This window comes from Ruegeria sp. HKCCD4884 (assembly GCF_013110855.1).
GTDB lineage: Bacteria > Pseudomonadota > Alphaproteobacteria > Rhodobacterales > Rhodobacteraceae > Ruegeria.
The window spans coordinates 408,968-432,334 of sequence record NZ_WVRJ01000003.1 but is presented as its reverse complement, the minus strand read 5'-3'; the positions used below and the strand labels follow the sequence as shown (position 1 = coordinate 432,334).

General features: G+C 56.6%; 13 protein-coding genes and 1 tRNA gene. 6 read left to right on the top strand and 8 right to left on the bottom strand.

Annotated features, from left to right (window positions below):
• Window positions 1–48 precede the first annotated feature (48 nt).
• Genes GS636_RS06875 through GS636_RS06860 form a run of 4 tightly spaced genes read right to left on the bottom strand, consistent with a single transcriptional unit; the run spans window position 49 to window position 5,658 of the window.
• Window positions 49–1,086 carry an ACP S-malonyltransferase gene (locus tag GS636_RS06875; RefSeq protein WP_171668921.1) on the bottom strand — a complete coding sequence of 346 codons (1,038 nt, stop codon included), beginning with the start codon at window positions 1,084–1,086 and terminating at the stop codon, window positions 49–51.
• Window positions 1,083–3,272 (bottom strand): thiamine pyrophosphate-dependent enzyme, encoded by a 2,190-nt coding sequence (locus GS636_RS06870; protein WP_171668920.1) that lies wholly within the window; start codon window positions 3,270–3,272, stop codon window positions 1,083–1,085. The genes GS636_RS06875 and GS636_RS06870 overlap by 4 nt, the downstream gene beginning before the upstream one ends.
• Window positions 3,273–3,283: 11 nt before the next feature.
• On the bottom strand, window positions 3,284–4,486 hold the full coding sequence (locus GS636_RS06865; protein WP_171668919.1) for an acyl-CoA dehydrogenase: 1,203 nt from the start codon (window positions 4,484–4,486) through the stop codon (window positions 3,284–3,286).
• Window positions 4,483–5,658 carry a pyridoxal phosphate-dependent aminotransferase gene (locus GS636_RS06860; protein WP_171668918.1) on the bottom strand — a complete coding sequence of 392 codons (1,176 nt, stop codon included), beginning with the start codon at window positions 5,656–5,658 and terminating at the stop codon, window positions 4,483–4,485. The genes GS636_RS06865 and GS636_RS06860 overlap by 4 nt, the downstream gene beginning before the upstream one ends.
• A 98-nt stretch (window positions 5,659–5,756) precedes the next feature.
• On the opposite strand from GS636_RS06860, the gene GS636_RS06855 reads away from it, so the two are divergent.
• Entirely contained in the window at window positions 5,757–6,662 is a 906-nt protein-coding gene (locus GS636_RS06855; protein WP_171668917.1) for a LysR substrate-binding domain-containing protein, read from the top strand.
• 97 nt (window positions 6,663–6,759) lie between these two features.
• Here GS636_RS06855 and GS636_RS06850 read toward each other — a convergent pair whose 3' ends face one another.
• The 3 genes from GS636_RS06850 to GS636_RS06840 all read right to left on the bottom strand — a co-directional run bounded on the left by GS636_RS06850 (window position 6,760) and on the right by GS636_RS06840 (window position 10,425).
• A complete protein-coding gene (locus tag GS636_RS06850) occupies window positions 6,760–8,256 on the bottom strand; it encodes an aldehyde dehydrogenase family protein (RefSeq protein WP_171668916.1) in 1,497 nt (498 codons plus the stop codon).
• Window positions 8,257–8,274: 18 nt separating this feature from the next.
• On the bottom strand, window positions 8,275–9,381 hold the full coding sequence (locus tag GS636_RS06845) for a saccharopine dehydrogenase family protein (RefSeq protein WP_171668915.1): 1,107 nt from the start codon (window positions 9,379–9,381) through the stop codon (window positions 8,275–8,277).
• Window positions 9,382–9,555: 174 nt separating this feature from the next.
• Window positions 9,556–10,425 carry a hypothetical protein gene (locus GS636_RS06840; RefSeq protein WP_171668914.1) on the bottom strand — a complete coding sequence of 290 codons (870 nt, stop codon included), beginning with the start codon at window positions 10,423–10,425 and terminating at the stop codon, window positions 9,556–9,558.
• A gap of 181 nt (window positions 10,426–10,606) precedes the next feature.
• On the opposite strand from GS636_RS06840, the gene GS636_RS06835 reads away from it, so the two are divergent.
• Both GS636_RS06835 and GS636_RS06830 read left to right on the top strand, forming a co-directional pair.
• Window positions 10,607–10,682 (top strand) — tRNA-Thr (locus GS636_RS06835).
• A gap of 244 nt (window positions 10,683–10,926) precedes the next feature.
• Window positions 10,927–11,349 carry a hypothetical protein gene (locus tag GS636_RS06830; RefSeq protein WP_171668913.1) on the top strand — a complete coding sequence of 141 codons (423 nt, stop codon included), beginning with the start codon at window positions 10,927–10,929 and terminating at the stop codon, window positions 11,347–11,349.
• 22 nt (window positions 11,350–11,371) lie between these two features.
• Here GS636_RS06830 and GS636_RS06825 read toward each other — a convergent pair whose 3' ends face one another.
• The gene (locus GS636_RS06825; RefSeq protein ID WP_171668912.1) at window positions 11,372–11,566 is read right to left on the bottom strand and encodes a hypothetical protein; all 195 of its coding nucleotides are present in this window, start codon (window positions 11,564–11,566) and stop codon (window positions 11,372–11,374) included.
• A gap of 497 nt (window positions 11,567–12,063) precedes the next feature.
• Between GS636_RS06825 and GS636_RS06820 the strand changes: the two genes are divergently transcribed.
• The 3 genes from GS636_RS06820 to GS636_RS06810 all read left to right on the top strand — a co-directional run bounded on the left by GS636_RS06820 (window position 12,064) and on the right by GS636_RS06810 (window position 23,366).
• The gene (locus GS636_RS06820) at window positions 12,064–12,822 is read left to right on the top strand and encodes a cyanophycinase (RefSeq protein ID WP_171668911.1); all 759 of its coding nucleotides are present in this window, start codon (window positions 12,064–12,066) and stop codon (window positions 12,820–12,822) included.
• 107 nt (window positions 12,823–12,929) lie between these two features.
• On the top strand, window positions 12,930–14,279 hold the full coding sequence (locus tag GS636_RS06815) for a hypothetical protein (RefSeq protein ID WP_171668910.1): 1,350 nt from the start codon (window positions 12,930–12,932) through the stop codon (window positions 14,277–14,279).
• A gap of 882 nt (window positions 14,280–15,161) precedes the next feature.
• Window positions 15,162–23,366, top strand: a complete 8,205-nt coding sequence (locus tag GS636_RS06810) for a cadherin-like domain-containing protein (RefSeq protein WP_171668909.1) — start codon at window positions 15,162–15,164, stop codon at window positions 23,364–23,366.
• Window position 23,367: the final 1 nt, after the last annotated feature.

Genomic DNA, 23,367 nt, shown 5'->3' with positions numbered 1-23,367 from the left:
CCAGCGAAATCTCTCGGCTATTGGCCCCGTTTGAGATCGGGCGTCAGGTTAAGTGACCAATGCCCTTTGATCATCCATACCCATTGAAACCAGCAGTGGTTCTTCGCGCTGCCTGTTCTGGAAAGATGCCTTATCGCTCAGCCCGTCCCAGTTGCTGAGGATCAGGGATTGTGCCACGGCACCGCCCAGCGTGGTGCCCGGACCAGTGACAATAAACAGGTCAGGCGCGAACTCACGTGCGGCCTGCGCTATTGCATGGGTGAAGTTGTAGGTCTCCGTGACCTGATGACCCAGCGTATACTCCCACAAAGCGTTTGTGTCGCAAGCCCCAGGCCACCAAATCTGGCCTCGACCGTCGATCATTGGCAGACTGGGCTGTTGGAAAAGGTCTGCGCCCAGCTGCGCGCGACCCTGTACGGCCACGGGGGTTTGAAGGTGTGAATGAAAGCCCGCGTGATTGGCAAGGCGCAGGGGGAAGCGGTCCTGTACCACCGGTACGGCTTTTTCGAACGCGGCCAGCCCGGCCTCATCCCCGGCCAGCACAAGCATTCCACCCAGGTCAATTGACAGAGTCAGCGTCGCGCCCGTTCCGTTGATCTGATCGACCAGAGCCAAAAGCTCGGCCTTGCGGGCAGGATCCGGGTGCCAATCCGCGTTCAGGAATGGATAAACCAGTTGCCCGCCGATCATGTTGTCCTGCATCAGCGTGCCCATGGTGTTGACGACCTCGAACCCACCTTCGGCGCTCAGCGCACCCGCGCAGGCCAGGGCCGAATACCAACCCATCGAGTTTCCTGTCACCGCCACCACGTCGATCTTTTCAGGGTTGATGGTGCGGAAATCGCCCAGTGTAGCGGCATAGATCAAGGCTGATGCATTGTCGCCGCGTGTGTGTTTCGCAACCAAATACCGTTCCGCACCGTCCAACGCAGTAAGAGATTCCTGTCCCTGCGCGCTACGCATCCGGTCGAACCGCGCCAACAGAGCCTTGTCCGAAAATTGCCGCCCCAGCACACCAAGTTCGGGTTTATTATACGTACCCCGACCGGGGCAGATGACAACGGCGGTCTGTTTTCCTTTGCTCATACCTCAGTCTCCATCAGGCGCCGCGCCGCGACCTCGATGCTGTCTTTGGACGGCATTGTGGCGGCATAGGCCGGGCCGGTTGCGATGAAGCTGTCTTCGGCCGTGATGCGGGCCAGTGGTACATTTGCGGTTTCATGAAAGTGCGCCATAAGGGCCTCGGCCACACCGCCATGGTGTCGGGTTTCGTCAACGACCAGGATACGTTTGGCCCCGGCGACCGCTTGGGTCAGCGCATCCTTGGGCAAAGGTGACAGCCAACGCAGGTCAACGATCCGGGTGTTGATACCATTCGCCTGCAACGCCTTTTGCGCCTGGTGGCTGAGATAGACGCCATTGCCAAAAGTCACGATGGCCAGATCGTCCCCGCCACCTTCTACGCCGACCTCCCCTAACTCGATGCTTTCGGACGGGTCGGGATAGGTTTGCATCCACCCACCATCGCCCGTTTCGTGCAAATCCCGCATCGGATAGAGCGCGATGGGCTCCAGGAACACGACAAGCCGCTGTTCTTCACGGGCGAGCCGGACACATTCGCGCAGCATCCGTGCGGCGTCAGCGCCGTTCGACGGGCAGGCCAGGATCAGGCCCGGAATGTCGCGCAGTACTGCGACCGAGTTATCGTTATGGAAATGCCCGCCAAAGCCTTTCTGGTATCCCAGCCCGGCAATACGCACGACCATCGGGTTGGTGTATTGCCCGTTCGAGAAGAAGGGCAGGGTGGCCGCCTCGCCACGCAACTGGTCTTCGGCGTTGTGCAGATAGGCCAGAAACTGGATTTCCGGCATCGGAACAAAGCCATTTTGCGCCATACCGATGGCCAGACCCAGGATCGATTGTTCGTCCAGCAAAGTGTCGATCATCCGGTCGGGGCCGAAACGCGCCTGCAGTTTTTGCGTCACACCATAGACACCACCTTTGCGTCCGACATCTTCGCCCATCATCACGATCTCGCCGTGTTCCAGCATCAGGTCAGTCAGGGTCCAATTGATCAGGCGCGACATGATCTGAGGCTCGGATTGCGCTTTGAGGTCGCTGCCGAAAACTTCGGCTCTGTGCTCTGGGCTTGGGCCATTGGTCGGTGCACAGGGGCGCGCAGGTGGGATCAGGCTGGCCATCACGTCACTTGCTGTTTTCAAGCGCGGGCGGGTGACGGCTTTGTCTGCGACACGGGCGACACGTGCGCAGGTGTCGATATAGACGTCCAAGGCGTCCTTGGGCTGCGTCGCCCCGGATTGTTCCAGCAGGCGGACAGAATGCAGCAGGGGATCGTTGGCCTCCTCTGCCTCAACTTCCGACTTCAGCAGATAGGTGGTCGGCATATCCGCCCCGGCATGACCGTAAAGACGCACAGTGCGCACATGAAGGAAGGCGGGTTTGCGACGGCGGCGCACATAGTCGGCCGCCTCTTGCGCGACTCGGAATGTGTCGAACAGATCAAGCCCGTTGCAACTGAAGTATTTCAGGCCCGGCCGGTTCCTGAAGGTGGCTGCGATCCAGCCCTGAGGTGTCTTGGTCGAAATGCCAATGCCGTTGTCTTCACAGCAAAACAGCAATGGCAGAGGGACCGATTGGAACGACGTCCATTGTGCAGTGTTGAACGCACCTTGCGCGGTTGAATGGTTGGCCGAAGCATCGCCAAAGGAACAATAGACAATCGCATCATCCGGCATGTCAGCATGTTCGGGGCGATGGCGGCGGGCCACGCCAATAGCATAAGCCGCGCCCACCGCTTTGGGCAGGTGGCTGGCAATGGTTGAGGTCTGCGGAGGGATGCTCAACGCCTTGGACCCCAGTACCTTGTGCCGCCCGCCGCTGATCGGATCTTCAGAGGATGAGGCGAAGGACAGCAGAATATCCCAGGTTGGGCTTTGCCCTGGAACCTGATCAGAGCGGGCGATTTGAAAGGCGGCATCGCGATAATGCAGAAAGGCCGGATCGGTCGGGCGCAGCGCGGCAGCAACAGCTGCCATGCCTTCGTGCCCGGAAGAGCCGATGGTGTAAAACCCCTGACCGGCTTTCTGCATCGCGCGGCTTTCCCGATCCAGCGCCCGGCTGAGGCATTGTGCACGATACAGCCGCACGGCTTCGGCCTGGGTCAAAGGGCCAGCAGGGGCATCACCTGCCGGGAAATCCCGCGCCGCCACGCGACGCAGGAAGTTTTCGTGCACAATGGCTGCGCGATCCATGTTGACTGTCCTTAGGCGAAGGCTTGCAAGCCCGTTTGCGCGCGCCCTAAAATCAACGCGTGTACGTCGTGGGTTCCTTCATAGGTGTTCACCGTTTCCAGATTGACCATGTGCCGGATGACGTGGAAATCTTGGCTGATACCGTTGCCGCCATGCATGTCACGGGCGTGGCGCGCGATCTCAAGTGCTTTACCGCAATTGTTGCGCTTGATCAGGCTGATCATCTCGGGCGCGGCGCGGGCTTCGTCCATCAGGCGACCCACGCGAAGGGCGGCCTGCAGGCCAAGCGCAATTTCGGTTTGCATGTTGGCAAGTTTCAACTGGAACAGCTGGGTCTGCGCCAAAGGCCGCCCGAATTGCTTGCGATCCATCCCGTATTGATGTGCGGCGTACCAGCAAGCTTCGGCTGCGCCCATGGTGCCCCAGGCAATGCCATACCGCGCGCGGTTCAAACAGCCGAACGGCCCTTTGAGCCCCTCGACATTAGGCAACAACGCATCTTCTGAGACTTCGACATTGTTCATCACGATCTCACCGGTGATTGAGGCGCGCAGTGACAGTTTGCCTTCGATCTTGGGCGCAGACAGTCCCGCCATGCCCTTGTCCAGAACAAAGCCTTTGATCTTGCCATCATGTGCCTCGGACTTGGCCCAGACTACAAACACATCCGCGATTGGCGCGTTCGAGATCCACATTTTCGAGCCATTCAGCACATACCCGCCTTCGGTCTTTTTCGCGACGGTCTTCATCCCGCCAGGGTCCGAACCTGCGTCGGGTTCAGTCAGGCCAAAACACCCAATGAACTCGCCGCTGGCCAGTTTCGGCAGGTATTTCTGGCGTTGTTCGTCGGTGCCGTAGGCATAGATCGGGTACATCACAAGGCTGGACTGCACAGACATCATCGAGCGATATCCGCTGTCGACACGCTCAACTTCACGCGCCACAAGGCCATAGGTCACATAGCTGGACCCGATGCCGCCGAATTCTTCGGGGATGGTGGTGCCCAGCAGGCCCATCTCACCCATTTCGCGGAATATGCCAGGGTCGGTTTCTTCTTTGGCAAAGGCTTCGGTCACGCGCGGCAGCAGCTTGTCCTGCGCATAAGCACGCGCGGCGTCGCGCACCATGCGCTCGTCTTCGGCCAATTGATCTTCCAGCAGGAAGGGGTCTTCCCAGGTGAAGGGGCCAAGCTGCGGGCGGGATTGTGGTTTCATGAGAGTTTCCTTTCTACAGCTGATTTAAGACGTTCAAGACCAGCTACAATTGTATCTTGGGCGTAAGCGAAGCTCAGGCGGAAGTGTCCGGGCAAGCCAAAAGCGCGACCGGGGACAACGGCGACACCGGCATCTTCCAGGACCCAGGCGCAGAAGTCAGCGTCATTTTTGAAGGGACCGCCGTTATCTGCAAACAATTCCGCGCATGAGGGGAAGGCATAAAAGGCCCCATCAGGCGCGTCACAACGCAATCCAGGAACCGCGTTCAGCCCGGCAACCACAAGATCGCGGCGTTGGGCGAACAGGTCACGGCGTTCTTCCAGTAAGCTTGGGTCACAGGTGATGGCCGCCAAAGAGGCCCATTGCGAAATCGAACACGCGCCCGAGGTCACCTGACCTTGCACCGCCACCATCGCCTTGATCAGATCGGCGGGGCCAATCCCCCAGCCGATGCGCCAACCGGTCATGGACCAAGCCTTGGCCACGCCATTGACGACCAACATACGTTCGGCAAGTTCTGGTGCGGCTTCGGCTACCGAGGTGAACGGAACAAAGCTGAGGTGCTGATAGATTTCATCCGCCAGAACCCAAATCTGCGGGTGCCGTGCCAAAACGGCGGACAGCGCGGCGATTTCATCTTGCGAATAGATGGCCCCGGACGGGTTCGACGGTGTGTTGAGCATCAGCCAGCGGGTACGCGGTGTGATAGCGGCCTGAAGCTGTTCGGGCAGCAGCTTGAAACCCTGTTGCATCGGGCAGGGCAGGACAATCGGCGTTCCGCCCGCCATGCGAACAATATCGGAATAGCTGGTCCAATAGGGCGCGGGCATGATCACCTCGTCGCCGGGGTTGAGGCTGGCCAGCATGGCGTTAGCAATCACCTGTTTTGCACCTGTTGACACGATGACCTGTGCCATCTCGACCCTTGCCTGCCGGGCGATCTCGCTACGCAGATCGGGGATACCTGCGGTTGGTGGGTATTTTGTCTTCCCGTCTTGCGCTGCGGCGTGGGCCGCCTCGACCACATGTGGCGGCGTGGGCAAATCCGGCTCACCCGTTGACAGCGCCACAATATCACGACCATCCGCACGCAGACGGGCAGCCGCCTCGGAAATCTGTACGATCTCGGAGAGTTCGATCCCGTTTAGCCGCTCTGCACGTTGGAACAACATGGCATTTCCTTTGAAATTCAGCATGAAACTAATGCCTAAATTACTTGAGAAAAACACCTCAATAGGTATCTTTTCTGTGACTAACGCTCATGGATGTCATGCCCAGGATCAACGCTCTTCCGTCTCTTGCCCTGATGCGCAGCTTCGAGGCCGCCGCGCGCCATGAAAGCTATACCATGGCGGCAGAGGAACTGGGCGTTACGCAGGGCGCGGTCAGTCGTCAGGTGCGCGAGTTGGAGGCGGCGATTGGTGTCACGTTGTTTCGACGTGTCGGGCGCGCGGTGCGCCTTTCCAAGGCAGGACGCGCGTTGCGCGAGGAACTGGCAGGTGATCTTGAACGCCTTAGCGGCACGATCAACCGCGCCATTGCTGCTGGGGATGGTGCAACGCTGTTGACCATGGCTGTACTGCCTACCTTTGCGTCGCGATGGCTGGTGCCGCGCCTGGCCGATTTCAAAGCGTCACATCCCGAGATAGTACTGGACCTTCATTCCTATACGACGCCATTTAGCTTGGAAGAAAGACGCGTGGACGTTGCCATTCACTTTGGTCACGAAGACTGGCCGGGTGCCACTCTGCGCAAGTTGTTCCCGGAACATCTGGTGGTCACGGCTGCGCCTGCATTGGTGGGCAGCGCTGGGCTGGAGGAAAAACAAGATGTGTTCGATCTTCCGCTGTTGCATCTCACGTCTCGGTCCCAGCAATGGTCAGATTATCATGCGAGTCTGGGGTTGGATGCGCGTGCCATGTTCCCAGGTATGCGTTTTGATCAGTTTTCAATGCTGATCGAGGGGGCCGTGGCCGGGTTGGGGGCTTCGATCCTGCCGTCTTATCTGATCGAGGCCGAGTTGGCCTCGGGAACGCTTGTCGAGATCGGTCAGATCGCGAACATGTCGGGCAGCGCGTATTACGTCGCTTTTCCAACAGGGCAGAAAAATGAAGCGGTTCAGCTCTTTTCGAACTGGTTGATCAAACAGTCGAAGCAACGGCGATCAGCCGGGTAGCTGTGAGGATTAAAAAAAGGCCGCACCGGGTTTGCCCTCCCGATGCGGCCACCATGTTTTGATTTCTAAGGCTGCTGTTTTGTGAGTTGCACAGGTCTTAGATGTCGAACTTCACACCCTGTGCCAGAGGCAATTCAGCAGAGTAGTTCACTGTGTTTGTTTGCCGACGCATATAGGCTCTCCACGCGTCCGAGCCGCTTTCACGTCCGCCGCCCGTTTCCTTTTCACCGCCGAACGCGCCGCCGATCTCGGCCCCTGATGGCCCGATATTGACGTTGGCGATGCCACAATCGGAGCCGGCTGCGGTCAGGAACTGCTCGGCCTCGCGCATGTTCAGGGTGAACACGCAAGAAGACAGCCCCTGTGGCACATCGTTTTGCAGCTCGATAGCCTCGTTGAAATCCTCATAGCCCAAGACGTAAAGGATCGGTGCAAAGGTTTCGGTTTTTACAGTATCGGACTGCCCGGGCATCTCGACGATCGCGGGTTCCATATAGACGCCGCCGGGGACACCTTCGGTCACACGGTTGCCGCCGAACACCTTACCACCTTCACCCTCTGCCGCCTTCAGCGCAGCTGTCATGGCTGCGCCCGAGGCTTCATCCACCAAAGGCCCGACCAGAGTGCCTTCAGCCATTGGGTCGCCGATGGGCAAACCAGAATAAGCTTTCTTGAGGCGGGCCACCAATTCGTCCTTGATCGAGTTGTGAACGATCAGGCGGCGCAAGGTTGTGCAGCGCTGACCTGCGGTGCCAACGGCCGAGAACACAATGGCGCGCACGGCCATTTCCAGATCTGCCGAGGGGCCAACGATCATCGCGTTGTTACCACCCAGTTCCAGAATACACTTGCCAAAGCGCGCCGCCACGATGGGCGCCACTGCTCGACCCATGCGAGTCGAACCGGTTGCCGAAATCACAGGTACATCTTCGCTTGAGACCAAAGCCTCGCCCAAAACCGCGCCGCCGATCACGGTCTGCAACAGACCGTCAGGTGCGTCGCCAAAACGGGTCAGAGCACGTTCAAAGATCTTCTGGCACGCCATCGCAGTCAGCGGTGTCTTCTCGGACGGTTTCCAGATCACCGGATCACCACAAACAATCGCCAGCGCCGCGTTCCACGACCAGACTGCAACCGGGAAGTTGAAGGCCGAGATGACACCCACCGGCCCAGCAGGGTGCCAGGTTTCCATCATCCGGTGGCCCGGACGCTCGGACGCGATGGTCAGACCGTAAAGCTGCCGCGACAAACCAACGGCAAAGTCGCAAATATCGATCATCTCTTGCACTTCGCCCAGGCCTTCGGAGGTGATCTTACCAGCCTCCCAGCTCACAAGCGCGCCAAGATCGTCTTTGGCCGCGCGCAGTTCTTCACCCAGCAGCCGGATCAACTCGCCCCGCTGCGGTGCGGGCACCACGCGCCAGGCTTTGAACGCAGCTTGCGACCGGGCGATGATGGCGTCCATCTCAGCGGCGGGCGTCTCGTGCACGTCGGCCAATACACGACCATCGATCGGAGACGTCACCTGCAAGGTGCCGCCGGTCAATTCAGCCGCAGTCAGGTCCAGTTTCGCAAGTGTGGTTTCTGCAGTCATTACAACGTCTTTCATGTCTCAGGCCGCTTTGTTTTGAGGGGTTGCATCACCGGCGCGATAGAGCGCGCCAAATTCAGTGTTCAGGAAGTCGGGCAGCTTCACCTGCTCTTGCCGGACAAAGCCTTTTGAAGGCAGCGCACCCGTGCGCATCAGGTCGACAACGCCTAGAACGCCTGCGGCTGTCGTGACCTGAATGGCGCTCCAGGTCTGGCCGCTGATGTCACGGGCAAAGCTCTTGTTGATTAATGATTTCTCACGCAGCGCGCCGTCGATCATGCCCTTGGCGGTGCAGTAGACGAGAACCACGTCCTGATCGGTGCGGGGCAGGGCGGACTCGAAAATCTCTTTCAGCAGATCGCGGCGACGTTCCAGTCCAAGGTCATGCAACAGCAGTTTCAGAATATCGCAGTGACCGGGATAACGGATCGACCGATACGAGACCGACCGCGCCTTACCTTCAAGCGTTTCGGGCAATGTGCCCAGCCCGCCCGAAGTATTGAAACATTCGTATTCCACGCCGTCATGTCCCAGAACCTCGTAGTCTTCCAGCGGCGCGGTTTTAACCCGCTGGCCATTCACGATGGCATCGCAAGGGTTGCAATACTCGTTGATCAGCCCGTCAGTTGACCAAGTCAGGTTGTATTTCAGCGCGTTGGTCGGATAGAGCGGCAGTGCGCCCACGCGCATGTGCAGGCTGTCGATTTCATCAAACTCAGCGGCCAGAGATGCCCCCGCGATTCCAACAAAGCCCGGCGCCAGCCCGCATTGCGGCATGAACGCGGTCTGGCTGCCCTCGGCCAAGGCGCGTACAGCGTTCGTGGCGGCCACATCCTCGGTCAGATCGAAGTAATGCGCGTCTGCCTTTTGAGCCGCCTCAGCAATCTTTGGTGTCAAAAAGAAGGGTGCTGCCGAAATGACGGCATCAAAACCGTTCAGACCTGCGGCCAAACTATGTGTGTCGCTGGCGTCGACCTGCTTGGTGGGAACGCCAAGCTTTACAACTTCGGCCAGTGATTTCAGGTCGTGATCCGCAACAGACACGGTGTAATTTGGCGATACTTTCAGCAGAGTCGCGATCATCTGCCCGATTTTGCCTGCGCCTACGATACACACATTCCAGGACATTACTGTCTTTGCCTCCCAATTTATGCCTCACTTAACGATGGTTCGCAGGCTGTTCGGGTGGCAGGGTGAAATGTGACGAAACGTACAGGTATTTTGACGTTATGACGGATAACTCGGAGTTATGACGGATCAGAGGCAGGCATCTGAGGTGCTACCTGAAACGGTGATCGAAGGTTACAACACGCGAATATCTGACATGGTGCGGATGGCTGCCATGTCCTGCGCATAAAGCTCAGTAAACGCGTCAAATATATCCGTGTTCCACCCAGGCAAATCCAACTCTTCCTCAACCTGCTCGGGGCGCGCTTGATCCTCGAGGACTTGCGCCAATTCTTCGCGTTGGCCTTGCAAATCCAAGGGTGTGCGCCGCCCAAGGATCTCCTGCACTTGTCGTTGCCCTGCATCGGTCAAAAGCGACGACAAAAAGGAATACTCATCGGCAAGGAGGGTCTCAGTCGGCAACCCCGTCATAGCCCGGACAATATCTCCCCAGATCAGAGGTAGATTTTCGTTTTCCCATACGGTCAGTTTAAACTGAGGCGCAAGTTCGCGCAGGTCTTCGATCATGCTGAGCCAACTGAGGCAACTGAGGTCGGTGCTGGCCAGAATATCTCGCCGGTGGTCTTCGTGAATGGACATCAGTGTTTTGGGAATGAAAAGTCCGGGGTTCACCAGGCCGACAAACAGCTCAAGCTGCGCGCCTTCCAAGAGGGTTTCGGTAAAGGCTGTCCGCCGTCCCGCAAAAGGATATATCTGACCATGTTGCAGCGCAGTCCGTCGGGGCCCAAAGAACTTGTCGCTCGACAAAATTACACGCTCCAGGTTGACGTCTTGTGGAAAAAGAGGGGCCAGACTGTCCCGCGTTTCTTCGATCGATGTCCCATGAATCAGTGCATCCGACATGATCTTGACGAATTGACGGGACATGCGCGGGCCCATCGGAGCAGTCTTCATCTCTGCCAACATCTGTCTGTTTGCAACAAGCGACGACAAAATGTGGCCTTCATCGGCAAAGGCTGCACCGGCATGAATGATTACCCGCATGTCGTCTTCCGTACCCCCAGCCAATGTGCCCAGCCTTGCACATGTCCTTTACTTTACCAGACGTATGCGGTGTTTTTGCCTGTGTGGTTTTTGCACTTTCTCAGGAAAACGGACAATACCCTAGTTCAAGTTGAAAATGAGGCTTGCAGTCCCCCGCCAGAGGAAGTAATCGACTGCCAAAGCCCCTATAGCTCAGCTGGTAGAGCAACTGATTTGTAATCAGTAGGTCCGCGGTTCGAGTCCGTGTGGGGGCACCATTAAATCACTGAAATGAAAAGATTTATTTTTATTTCGGGACACAATTCTTAGGCGTGCTGGTCGTTGTGTCCCACCCGTGTCCCGGTGAGGTGCAAGGCTTTGGAATCAGGTTGGCTGCAGATATTAAAGGCCAGTTGGGGGCAGTTGCTGACGCTAAGTTTCGCCCTCGGAGTCTTTTGGTACCTTTTCCAGATTGAGCTTTTGCCACCTAGCGATTCTCCGTGGGTTGTCTATGGATTGCCTTTGGCTGTTTTGATCACCGGTGGGCTTGGGCTTGCCCCTTTCATTGAATGGCTGGCGGGACTCGTGAAATCCGGCGTCGAAGAATGGTTGAAGAAAAGAAGGCGGGCGGAGGCGATTGCGATCCACACGCAAGAATTCGTCGACTACATCCCATTTATGAACGACGACGAGCGCGCGATCTTCGGTTACCTACTGGAACACCAACAAAAGACGTTCACAGCCGAGATGAATTGCGGTACCGGGGCAGCGCTGCTTAAACGCGGTTTCATAAAGTCGCAGGTAATCGTAGGGTTGTCCTATGACATGGCTGGCTTTCCCTTTTTGGTCCCCGACCATATCTGGGAAAAACTGGAAGAATACCGCGACGCGTTCCCGCAGAAGCATACCGGCGGAAGCCTGCCATGGTTTAAGGGCGTATGGTAATCGTCCCGCGAGTACCTGCGTATTAGGAATGTCCGACTGGGCCTTTTAGCTCCGGTTCTACCGGTAACGCGTGATCCGGCGGAGTGACTCCATGATGCTCCAGCCACTCAAGGATAGTGCCCCATTGCGTTTGGATCGAAGGCGCGTCGCGGTATTCGAGCAGCGTCTCAAGGCGACAGCGTAGGTCGTAGGGGATCGTTCGGGGCCATTTGTTCATGACCAAGTGTTCTACTCTTGTTCTCATTTGGTCAACGTCAATCGACAAAAGCGAACTCACACTGTTGGACAGTTTTCGACAAATCTTATGAAGATTCCGTTCGGGTTTGTGGGGAGCGCTTCGCCAAAAGATACTTGAGCTTGAGCAAAAATGCCTCTTGCATAGTCTACGGCAGCCAATTGCTCCTGTGGATGGTACTGGGGACCATCGAGCAACGGTTCTTTAGGCTCTGGCCCTATAAACAGGTCGCAGCGTCAACTGCTGCTTTGATCCAAGAGCAGACACTGGTAGAAAATATGGCTATGACCGGGTTGCGGACTTAGCTGCCCTCCGAAAATCACTTTCGGATGACCGTAGTAGCCCTTGAGCGGACCTTCACAAATAATATTTGCACGAAGTCCCGAATTGATAATTTTAACTAGTATAGCCAGCAGGCTCAGAGGATTTGAAGACTCGCGCGGCTTGACAGAAATCTCCTTTAGCTCGAACGTTGCTGGATGTTTAACAGAAGAAATTTTGTTCTGGCATCGTTGTCAGCGTGTACATTTCCGGAGCTTGCGACAGCCAAAGCGCGGACTCCAACATTGTTGGCGCATGGGGGCGGTGAAACTCCAATTAGCCTTACGAAAGAATTGCGCAAGCTGGCCAAAGGGAGGCGGTTGTTAATCGTACCTTTTGCGGCCAGCAATCCAGCAACTGCTGCCGCCAGGACCAAGGGCTTTTTTCGGCAAAGCGGTTTTGGGAAAATCGATGTTCTTGAGCTTTCTTCTGCGGCTGGAGCAAAAGCGCAAATTGCACAAGCTGACGCAGTATGGTTCACGGGAGGTGTTCAAAGTCGGCAGGTTCAGGCACTGAAATCCGTTCCAGGTGTCCATGATGCGCTTTTGACAGCATTTCGGTCTGGAACCGTTATGTCAGGAGGATCGGCGGGCGCGGCTGTTCTGTCAAAGCTGATGATCTCTGGTGGGTCCGGTGGCAGTGTTTTTACCCGAACAGGTTTAGGATTTTGGCCGGAAGTTGTCTTGGATCAACATGTCCGTCAGCGCGGGCGCGAATACCGTTTAAAAAAAGTCATTTCTGCCAATCGTAATTTGATTGGCTTTGGTCTGGACGAGGGAACCTGGGTAACATTCGTGAACGGGCGAGTAAGAGTACGTGGAAGTGGCAGTGTTCACGTGGTGATTTGGCAGGGCGATCAAGTGGTAACTACCCACCTTCGTAAGGGACAAAAATTCAATCTACGTGGCAATACATGATTACAGTAGCGAAGAAGGTGACAGAGTGTAGGAAACTGGTTCTTAGATTTTTTGGCGCAAAATCAACTGTAACTATTGGTAACAAGTAACAAGTAGAAGGAAATGGGATGTATGTTCTATTGAAAAGATGGATGATTTCATGGTTTTTGGCGACCTTCGCAATCACCGCACCTGTTAGCCTGTTTGCCGATCCCTCTAAAGATCCAGATGCAAAAAACACCGCTTTATTTCGGTTTCAACATGGCCCTGGAGCAGTTTGGGATGTACCATTCTATTTTAGGGTGCAGAACGAAGTCGTAACAGGCTTCGTCAATCAAAACGAAATCAATGGCGGACGAGAAACTTTTTTTGACTGGCAGCCAGAGACGCCAGAGGAACAAGCACCAACCCAGTTGCTTTCTTCCATCGGCGAAGGCGGAAAATTCCGCGAACACCTCACAGTATTGCTAAATTCAGCCAGTCTCGATGGAAGCCAATTCGATAAAGCTGTCGAGAATGGTAAAATGACCTGGCATGACGGGGGTTGGGGGCACCTTACACAGACGAAAATCAATGACTACATCGTCTATGTTGCTTTCAACAAAAACAACAACAACCCGACTGATGCGGCCGTCATTCGGTATGTGAAAACGCCAAGCGTAGAATACCTTTCAAAAGCATCTAAAGCAGCTCTCGAATTTCGTGCAAATAGGAAATACGCGCACTGCGGCCAACAAGCTCTTTTGGACGCCGGATTCGATCCTAAAGGTGTAGATGGTGCGCCTGGTAAGGGAGCCCAAACAGCCCTTGGCTCATGGGCAGAAGCTAACAGCTTCCAACTGCCGCTGTTTTCCCAAGAAACCGCCTCGCAGGTTTGCTACGCTCTGACAGCACCCGAAGTCGTATTAGATGGCGAGTATTCGTTGGGTGCGATGCCAATAGCGCCGGGAGCCGGATGGAATGGATGGACTGATAGCGTAAGTTCTGCTGAGGCCATTGTACTCCACAAGGATGGCGTGGTTCGCCGGATTGTGGCGCTCAATTTCCGCGATGGTGTCACACATCGCTATGTGGGCAATGGGGTCGACCAACAACTTCGCCCACCATTTACTATGACCGGAACCTTCATAACGCATGGAAACGATATGTCGCGGCACGAGACACTTCTTGCGCTTTTAGAGAACGACGAAATTGGTGCAATTGAAGCGTATGTACGCGGCAAGGGTGTCACTCTAAATGGAACAAAGGATGACTTGCGTTTCCGCCCAGACATGATCGACGCGCGTTGGAGCATCATTGGTGAAACTGGGGCTGGTGCCGATGTGGTGGTCGCGGATTTCAAACCAATTCGGAACCGACCCGAAGACCGTATTGTGATAGTCTTTTTGGACGGCGAGGGAACTTCGAACGATAAACTCTTATACGGATGGCTGAACCGTTCAGATGAAGCCAACATGAGAATCAGGCCCGTGGAATAGTAAATGGCGGACGAACCTCTACTGAGTCATCCTCCATACCACTAAGCCGTTTCGAATAGCACCTTTGTTGCTCAATGCCACGCTCCAGTCGCGACCGCAAACGTCATGCGAAGTTACTTCACTTTAAGAGAATTTTGTTCTTGGGCAATCAACCTGGATTTGCAAATTCAGCTTTTTGCCCATTGCAGTAACTGGGGCATCGCGCAGCATCGGTCAAAAGGGGCTCCGAGCGGTCGTTCGCTGCGTTCCGTCTGAATGACCGCTCTGCGGACTTTGCTGCTATCCACATTTTTTTCCAAATGAGCGCAGTCAGCCCAAAGCGGTCATGCTTGATCAGCCCGTCGGGCGGAATACGGTCATTCGCTGCATCTGCGAGAGCCTGAATTTCTCACGGCGAAAGCGGACCTAATTTTCTCTCTTATCCATGGTGGAATTTCTGCTACTCCAAAAGAGGTTCACTTTGGATGTAGAGTATTTGCATACGAACATCCCTATTGTGCAGCCAGCCTTGTCTAAGTCTGCAAATCAAAGTGTATGGAAGAGATTTGCATTCCAGCAATTGCGGTTGTCGCTCCCTCGTAAGCTATTGGGAATTGTTCCTGAACTGAACTCAAAGTTCACACAGCTCGCAGCGAGTTCTTGGGGTTATTTTGACCACCTTACGCGGCCAGTTTGTCCAAATGAGCAACAAGCCAGGTGAGGTCTATGTGGGCGGCCACGAGTACCTGGCCACAATTTTCGAGATTTTAGATAGTCTTCCTTGTATGATAGTTCATGAATATAACAAAAAAAATCCTCGGCCAATTGCACAGGCTTGGGCAATTCCTAACAGAGTGTTAACGTATTCACATTGGTTAGTACGTAGACAGTTAGGATAGAGCAGTGGCGAAAGATTCGGTTGACCAAGGGCGCCGGTTTTCTGATGCAATGACACCCGATCAATTGGCCTCAGCGCTGGCCGAAACACCTGAGCTGTTCCAATTGGTGATCGACACAGACGGGCTTTCTGCGGTCAATTTACCGGACGGCTTTGTCGCAATTCGGTATGCAATCGTTGAGGGTGATCTGTTCCTGATCGGACCGGACGGTCAGATCATAGCGCTATTGGCCGGCGCCCAGAACACGTTCATTCTTCAGTTCGATGGCATACCCGTCGCTGCAACAGCTCTGACAGCTTCGGTGGAGGCCCTTGGCGCGTGGGATCAATTGGGCGACATCCCTCAAATGACTCTGGACCAGATGCTGGATCTGGGAGACGCACGCCCCGGTACAGGTGAGCAAGAACCCGTGCGTGTTGGCGATCCCCTCACAGGTTTGGAATACAACCCCTTGTTGCCGCCGACTGAATACCCGCCTGAGATAGAAATACAGAGACGCTTTTTCGGCGGCGATCAGTTTGACGGTGACAATGATGGAGTCCCGGAACCGGGCGTAAACACTATTGATCTGACGGGGCAACCGGTCGCTTATGAGACCGACGCACCCGTCGATCTGCGTCCAGCTTCCTTCATCGAATTCAATCTGGAACAAGCCGATATAGGCGAATCCGTCAGCCAGGTGACGTTGCAGATTACCGGCCTGCCATTGGGAACAACGACCAACCTTGGCCAGATCGTGAATGTCGGAGGCGTGGCAACGCTGAATTTTACTGGCAGCGAGGATGATTTTAACGCTCTGTTGCTGACCTTCCCGACCGATTTTTCGACCGAAAGCCGGAACGACACACCTGAAGGCCCGCTGCAGGCGACCATCTCGATCGAGACGACTTTCCTGGGTTCGGCACAGCTGGATTTTCCCATCGAGGTGTTTGCCGAGGGTGATGCTGTCATTGATGACACCGGCCCCGATAATGTTGTGGATGAAACGGACGCGCCTACTTCGGTGAAACCGTCTGACCTGCTGGCGCCGCAAGTGACTGACATTGACGGGTCCGAAGACTACGAGATGTTGGAACTGATCGTCGAAGGTCTGCCTGCGGGGTCGACGTTGGCCAGCCTTGGGTTGGTTGTCCCTGCCGGAGCAGTGGCCGCACTGTCGCCTGCGCTCAATGGATCAACGACGCTTACAATCACCATGACAGCAGGGCAGGTGGCAGACACTCAGGCGGCTTATGACAGCCTTGAATTGACGCTGCCGACCGACTTTTCCACCGAAAGCCGCACGGACCTGAGATTTGCCGGTGACTTGCCGCTGACCCTCACGTTGAACATTCAGACGGATGAAGACGTGTCCGCTGCAACGGACACGCCGAATGACGGTACGGTCACCGCGACCCGGGTTGTCGATATCGGTGCCGAAGGCGATTTGCAGCTTTCGGGTCCGGGCACTCTGACGCTCGACGAAAACGATGCGCCGGGTGATACGGACGAGGACAACACGCCATCGACGCCGCTGGACGTGCGCCCCGCAGATGCAGTTACGGGTCAGCCGACGGATATCGACGGATCGGAATCCATCGCCAACGTGGATGTGTCGATCAACGGCCTGCCTGCTGGAACCGAATACTCGACTGATGGCGGCACGACGTTTCAGACCGCGCCAGCTGGGGCCGTGTTCACCCTGAACGGGCTGACCTTCGCAGAATATCAGGATTTGATCATCCGGCTGCCCGACGATTTTTCGACCACTACGCCGCTGACCGGAAGTGCGACATTCACCACGGACGAAGCGATCTTGGCGGGTGAGGTGGATACCGGCCCAAATGACGGCGTCGAAACGGGCACGTTCACGATCACGGTGAATTCCGAACAGGATGTCGAGATTACCTCGAACGATATCACGGTGATCGAGGATTTGGATACGCCAATCCCGCTGAATGTGGATGTGGCGATCACCGATATCGACGGATCAGAGTCCATCACGTCCCTGACGCTGGACTTTGCCAACTTACCAGCCGGGAACACGGTTCTGAGCGACGGAACCGCGCTGAACGCAGGCAACACGCAGTGGACCGGCAATCTGGCAACGTTACAAAGCCTGGCCGTTACCAGTCTGCCAACACATTACTCGGGTGTAATTACCATAACCGTCACCGTGGATACGGATGAGGGCGATCCGACTGTTGCAACCGAAACCTTTGACCTGAACGTCACCCCTGTTGCCGAGCCGACAATTGACCTGTCGGTGGATGACAGTGTTGCCAATGTGGGTTTGCGCGGTCCGGACAATTATCTGGTGGACGAGGATACCTCTTTCCTTTTGCTGATCGACGCCGGCACTCCGGATCAGGATGGGTCCGAGGCGCTGACGCAGATCGTGATCGAAAACATCCCGACGGGGTGGATCACCGATACAGGCGGCGTGGTCGATCCGGTGCTGATCGAACTGGGCGGGGCGCAAGTCGCGTCCGCAACGATTTCAGGAACAACCCTAACAATCACTCTGGTCGGGGGCGTGACACAGTTTGATGGTGGCATTCGGATGACACCGTTGCCCGATGACGACCGCGACGTGGCAACGATTGTGGGCAACGACCTGACGGCCACTGTCACCTCTGTGGATCAGGCACCATCTTTGCCGTCGGACATGCAGACCGCAACCGACAGCGTGGATGTGGACGTGGACGCGATCGTAGATGGTCTGATTGGTACCACGAACGACATAACCGTGAACGAAAACCGCAACGGCAGGCGCGCGCTCGACGTCAATATCTCGGGCACCCTCGAGGACAATGACGGGTCCGAGACGATCTCGGCACTGGATTTGACCATCACTGTTGCCACGGAAAGCACAGGCTTCGATCCGTCTGATCCCGCCCAGCTTGAGCTGCGCGTCAGTGATCCCACCTTGGCGGGCTTTGTTGTCATTACCCAAACAGGGTCCACCGCAAATAGCGTCTCATACAGTTTTACCCCTGCAGCCGGGGCAACGCAGGCCCAGTTCACCTCTGCGCTTGAGTCCTTGGAAACCGTCGTCCCGCAGCATTTCAGCGGCGTTCTGACTTTGGACGGTACGGTGGCGTGGAACGAGACAACGACCGGCGATGTCGAAGACGACCTGACGGACAATTTCAACACTGGCGTTTTCCAAATCACCCAGACCGTCAATCCTGTGGCCGAGGCAGACTTGGCCGCATCTGTGTTCGTGCTGACTGCCGCCGAGGTCGCCACCGGAAGCACGACTTCGGTTTCTGCCAGTGTTCAGGACGGATCGGTCAGCGGGTCGCAGATACTTACACTGCTGGAAAGCACCGCGGATGGGTCAGGTCCCGGTCAGGTTAACCTGTTTGTTGGTCTGGATGCGGAAACCCCGGATACGGACGGGTCTGAAGAACTGAGCACTCTGGTCGTGGCCAATGTGCCAACCGACTGGATCGCGAACTACCTGACGGGTAACACCGTGGACCCGAATGCCTTTTTTGCGGCAGACGGCCTGTCGCCGCTGGACCCGGTAGAGCTGGCCAAGATCGATACCGCGATCTACGATCCAACGACGGGTGAGCTGACGCTTACATTCGTGCCGGATGTGACCAGCTTCGAAGGGTCAATTCAGCTGACACCCACGCTGTACGAAGATTATGACGTGGATCGCAACAACTCGGACCCGTTCACGTCAGCCGGGGATTTCTTTGGCAATGACCTGACGATCACCTTGACGACTCAGGACGACAATACAGCCACCACCGATACTCAGGCCTCGGACGCGACCTTTGATGTGGATGTCGATCCGGTCAACAATTTCGCTGTCATTCTGACGTTGCCCCCAGGCAACGAAGGGGTCATCGACGCTGCCGGTGGGGTCTGGCAGGTGCCGTTTGATCCGGTCATTCAGGATCAGGATGGCAGTGAGGAAGTCACCGCCGTGGTTCTGCGGAACGTACCGGCCGCGATTACGGTCTACGTTCCTGATCCCAACGATCCCACCGGCCCGAAGGTGCTGGCGCTGCTGACCGAGGTAAACACCCCTCCGGGCTTCAATACATGGAGCCTCGAAAATGGCGGCTGGACCGGGGCCGAGGTGCGCGGCATCCCATTGCATTTCGCCGGGCCGTTCGGCGCAACGATCGAAGTCGTCACGACCGAAGCGGACGGCGGCGGCACACGGGTTACCCCGCTTAGCAACCAGCTGTATATCGATCCTGTCGTCGATGGTGGCGACCCAAGCGAAAACTATACGACGCCGGAAGACACTGCGGTTTTCTTCCCGCTGGACGGCAATCTGATCGACAACCCGACAAACTCGCCTGAATCACCAGAGGCCATTTTGAATGTTGTGATCCTTAGCAACATCATCCCGGATTCTGGTGGGCGTGTGCCGCAATTCTTTGATGGCCGCCCTGGTGATCCTACTTCGGTCGAACTGTTCCCGGTATTTGCCGGACCATCTGGTAGTCTGGATCTGACCGTTGCACAGGCAGCCAACCTTTGGGTTCTGCCGGGTCCGGACAGCAACGAAGACTTCGTCTTCGACGTTTCGCTGATTTACTACGAAACGCTTGATCTGTCTCAAGTACAAGTTGCCACCGGAACCGCAACTCTAAACGTGACCGGTGTGGCGGATGATCCGATTATCACCACACAGGATGAAACCGGCTATTCGGGCGCGATTGATGCCGAGTTTATCCCCGGCGGTACAACCGACGGGCGTCCGAACACAGAGCTGGTTTACGGCTATGCCGGTTTTTCCAACGCGCCGTTTTTGTTGGACAGCCGGTTGCAAGACGGCGTCATTCAAAACGGTGTAAGCAGCGATCAGCAGAACCTGACATTCACCACGAACAGTGTCGTTCCCCTGACCGGGACAATGACGGAGATTCTGGTTCCCGTTGGGGGCCCGGCTGCGGATTTCGACGGGTCAGAGACGATCTATTACCTGATCACCGGTGTTGATCCCGCCACAAGTTTTGCGAACGCTACCCCGTTGGATGCGACTGGGGAAAGCTATCTGGTGACCGAAAGTCAGCTGGCAAACCTTCAGTTTGTTCCGGCAGATGTAGCTGCCGTTACGTTTTATAACCTGACGTTTACCGCCATTGTGACCGAAGACGATGCGGTGCTGCCTGACTTCACCGGATTGACGACCGCAGAGATTATTCAGGCAATTGACGCTCTACCCGGCGGGGCGGCAGTGTCGGAGGACATAAGTGTTGTCGTCGTACCCTTCCCCGGAGGAGGAAGCGGCGGCGGCGGGTGCACGACCGCTCAGCAACTGCCCATTCCAACACTGCAACTGATCGGCAGCGGTGACGAAGATACTGAAATCGCCTTTCAGATTCAAATCACGCCGGTGCCGGGCTTTTATGACAGTATCGACGATCTGGTGAACCTGCCAAACGGGGTGACCGGCAGCTTTGGTCTGGGGATTGATTTGCCGCCGGGGTCGTCCATCAGCAGCAACCCTCCGGGCGCGGTACTGTTTGATCCGGTTACCGGCCAATACGCAATCGACCTGAGTGTGTTGGGCGTGGACCCAACCGACCCGACCCTGACAGCCGGATCGATCCTGTTCACACCGCCCGCGCACGAATCCAGCCCCGATCCGTTTCCGCCAAGCGACACGTTTGGGCCGGATGATCCCTATGACGGCCTGAATTCGCTCGATTATTCGACGATCCTGGTCAACTCCACCTGCGGCACCACCACAAGCGCCAATGGCTCATTCGCCATCACGATCAACCCGGTCGTGGACGGCCCAGAGATTGTTGTGCTCGGGTCAGATTCCGTTCTTGAGGACACGGCGTACCTGCCCAATATCGAAATTCGCGGCATTGATCTGGGTGAACGTCCTGTAGGAAACATCACCATTGTTGTGGATGGAACAAATGGCGGTCAACTGCTGGACGGAGCGGGCAACCCGTTGCCGGGCACACCGGTTGGTGGCGGCCGTATTGAGTATACGGTTACTGCAGCGCAGTTGCCGACCCTTCAGATCACGGCAAACCCGCACTATAGCGGTCCGCTTGAATACACTGTGACCGCAACGTCCGAAGACCTTGATGGCTCGACTCTGTCCAACACGATCACGCAAACTTTGATGATCGTACCCGTCGCGGATGATCCGTTCTTCGTCTTCGATCAGACACCCTTTGATCCGGATACCGGGAATCCTTTTGTCGATCTGAGCGGCCCGACACCGGTAATCACGATCATCGAGGACATTCCCTTCGCGCTGGGCAATGTTGTGGATGCGGGATCTCCTGATCAGGACGGGTCAGAGGTGGTCACCTTGGTGCTGTCCGGTGTCCCGGACTATCTGATTGTGACCGGGCCAGCCAGCGGCTTTATCGACAACGGGGACGGAACCTATACAATCGCCGAGAGCGCATTCGATCAGGTCCAGTTTGTTCTTCAGGATCAGCACGGCCGCACGCCAGACAGTTTGAACAGTTCAATTCCGGACGAAATCCCGTTGACCCTGACCGTCAACACGCTGGAAGTGGCGAACTCGGACAGCAACACCGGGTCCATCGATTTCATCATACGGGTCCGCCCGGATGCAGATGTCCCAACGGTCACTGCAACCATCGCGCCGAATACTGGGGTCGAAGACGACGGAACCGTCTATACGCTGGATATTTCAGGCACCACGCCTGATCCCCACGAAACGATGCAGTTCGAAATCACCGTGCCTCCGGGTGGGCAGATTTATCTGGACGGGTTCCTGCAGCCCGCCGTCGGCGGCGTCGTGACCCTGACCGGGGTGCCGGGCGCGTCGACCGGGGGTGGCAGCACTTTTGTGCCCTCCGGCGTCGTCACCTTTGAACCGCTGGCTGATTTCGCAGGCGATATCGCACTGGGTGTGGTCGCAGTCACGACGGATACGGCGCTGGTTGGCGGCTTTACAGACAGCGAAAGTTCCGCTTCGGCCCCGCTGACGTTGACAATCACGCCGTCGCTTGATCTGGACCTGAAAGTCGATCCTGACCCCGACGCGGTTGCGCAGACCGGAGCACCGATTTCGATTGAGCTGGGTATCGACGCCCAAGTCACTGAAACGCTGGGTCTGGAAACCCTGGATCAGGTTGTGGTCACGTTCAATGCACCGCTGCCTGCCGGCACAATCGCGTCAGACGGAGTGCTTTCGGCAGATCGCCAGACCCTGACGCTGACGCGCGGTGCGCTGACTTCGGCTGAATTTACAACGCTTTTGGCCGCAGTGACGCTTCTGCTGCCCGGGACATTTGCCGGTGCCGTTGACGGGTCTGTTGTTGCCACAACCAATCACGGCACTTCCTCACCTGTTCCGTTCAGTTTCGACGTGAACGATCAGCCCGTCGTGTCTGGTCCGGTGGACGTATCCTCGACCGATCCGACGTTTTTCATCACCAATGGCGAGTTGCTGGCAAATGCCAGTGACATGGACGCCCTGAATATCGCCAATGTCACTTCGGATGATCCCACCAACGTGACAGTGAGTGTTCAGGCGGGGGGTGTGCAGATTACTGTGCCTGATGGATTTGTCGGAACGCCCGTGCTGAGCTATGATATCGTGGACAACGGCACACCTCCGGCCAGCGCGGCGGCTACGGCCAATCTGGATATCGATACCCTGCAGATGGAGGCCACCGGCACCACGATCACAGACCCCGGCGGCGCTCCGCGCGATCTGCTGGACGATGTGACCGGCGCTGTCGGTGGCAATGACATCGCCAAAGGTACGGCAGGAAATGACGGCGTTGTTCTGTCCAACACCTCGCCCTATGCAGAGATCGAAGGGTTCAGCCTGCTGGGCGGAGATGACTTCGTGGACCTGTCTGCGTCGTCTGATGGATATAGTGTCGATCTGGGACAGGGGGATGACTGGGTCATTGGCAGCGGCGGCAACGATACCCTGACCGGAGGCACAGGCGCTGACACGCTGGAAGGTGGGGCAGGGGCCGATATCTTCGTGATGACCGATCTGACCATGTCGGACGTGATCACCGACTATGACGGTCCCGCTGGCGGCGATCAGATCGACTTGACGGCGTTGGTCAGTGTTGATCCGGGCAACCTTGGAACCGAGGTGACTTATGACAATACGACTGGAGCACTGGACGTGGCCGGCACTTTGGTGGCCACGGTCAATGCGTCCGGCGGCGGCTTCTCGGCCCAGGTCGAGGTGATTTTCAACGATGCCGGTGGGGCGCAGCAGACGGCGGTGATCTGAA

Coding starts and splice junctions, on each gene's coding strand:
- GS636_RS06875 (WP_171668921.1), bottom strand. CDS start 1,086: ATGAGCAAAGGAAAACAGACCGCCGTTGTCATCTGCCCCGGTCGGGGT.
- GS636_RS06870 (WP_171668920.1), bottom strand. CDS start 3,272: ATGGATCGCGCAGCCATTGTGCACGAAAACTTCCTGCGTCGCGTGGCG.
- GS636_RS06865 (WP_171668919.1), bottom strand. CDS start 4,486: ATGAAACCACAATCCCGCCCGCAGCTTGGCCCCTTCACCTGGGAAGAC.
- GS636_RS06860 (WP_171668918.1), bottom strand. CDS start 5,658: ATGTTGTTCCAACGTGCAGAGCGGCTAAACGGGATCGAACTCTCCGAG.
- GS636_RS06855 (WP_171668917.1), top strand. CDS start 5,757: ATGCCCAGGATCAACGCTCTTCCGTCTCTTGCCCTGATGCGCAGCTTC.
- GS636_RS06850 (WP_171668916.1), bottom strand. CDS start 8,256: ATGACTGCAGAAACCACACTTGCGAAACTGGACCTGACTGCGGCTGAA.
- GS636_RS06845 (WP_171668915.1), bottom strand. CDS start 9,381: ATGTCCTGGAATGTGTGTATCGTAGGCGCAGGCAAAATCGGGCAGATG.
- GS636_RS06840 (WP_171668914.1), bottom strand. CDS start 10,425: ATGCGGGTAATCATTCATGCCGGTGCAGCCTTTGCCGATGAAGGCCAC.
- GS636_RS06825 (WP_171668912.1), bottom strand. CDS start 11,566: ATGAACAAATGGCCCCGAACGATCCCCTACGACCTACGCTGTCGCCTT.
- GS636_RS06820 (WP_171668911.1), top strand. CDS start 12,064: ATGTTTAACAGAAGAAATTTTGTTCTGGCATCGTTGTCAGCGTGTACA.
- GS636_RS06815 (WP_171668910.1), top strand. CDS start 12,930: ATGTATGTTCTATTGAAAAGATGGATGATTTCATGGTTTTTGGCGACC.